This is a genomic window from Vibrio genomosp. F10 str. 9ZD137, assembly GCF_049974785.1.
Lineage (GTDB): Bacteria > Pseudomonadota > Gammaproteobacteria > Enterobacterales > Vibrionaceae > Vibrio.
Genome location: NZ_JBNGCJ010000035.1, coordinates 1 through 554, shown reverse-complemented (window position 1 = coordinate 554; position 554 = coordinate 1). Strand labels below are relative to the sequence as shown.

The 554-nt window shown below is 40.3% G+C and carries 1 protein-coding gene; it reads left to right on the top strand.

Going from position 1 to position 554, the window contains the following annotated elements:
* On the top strand, positions 1-522 hold a 522-nt coding region (locus tag ACP45E_RS00430; protein ID WP_241824224.1), incomplete at its 5' end, for a hypothetical protein.
* Between the last annotated feature and the right edge of the window lie 32 nt (positions 523-554).

Below are 554 nucleotides of genomic sequence, written 5' to 3'. Positions count from 1 at the left end.
ATTTTTCATTCCATCGTTGGGTTTCGTGTTTACGGCACAATGTTTAGTTTGGGTGGTAGCGTTGTTCACACCTTAATGCGGCGTTATGCGAACTATCGGGTTGGAGGATATATGACGAATCAAGTAAAGGATAACTGCAAGTATCTAGGCTCCGAATATCAAATGCCTTCTTGCTTGGGTTTTCCTGTCGACAATTCGAAGATTGAAGAATTGAGTTCTAGCGATCTTGAAAGTATCGATTCAAACGGTATCTATTTTTCGACAGCTTGCTGGCGTAACTATATTGCAACCTGGGAAGTTCAAGGTAACAAGCTATATTTGGTTAACCTAGAAGGGAAATACCGCCTTGTTGATAATGAGCCTTTGTTTGCGAGTTGGTATTCAGGAATATTTGAATTGCCTCAAGGGGACTTGGTTGACTGCAATGTAGAGCTGGGCTTTCAACTAAGTTATACAAAGGCAGTAAAACTCAAGTTTGTCGCGGGTATTTTGGTGGAAAGCACTCTCAGATACATTATCTAAAAGGTGCGCATAACAATAAATTTAAGAGTGAT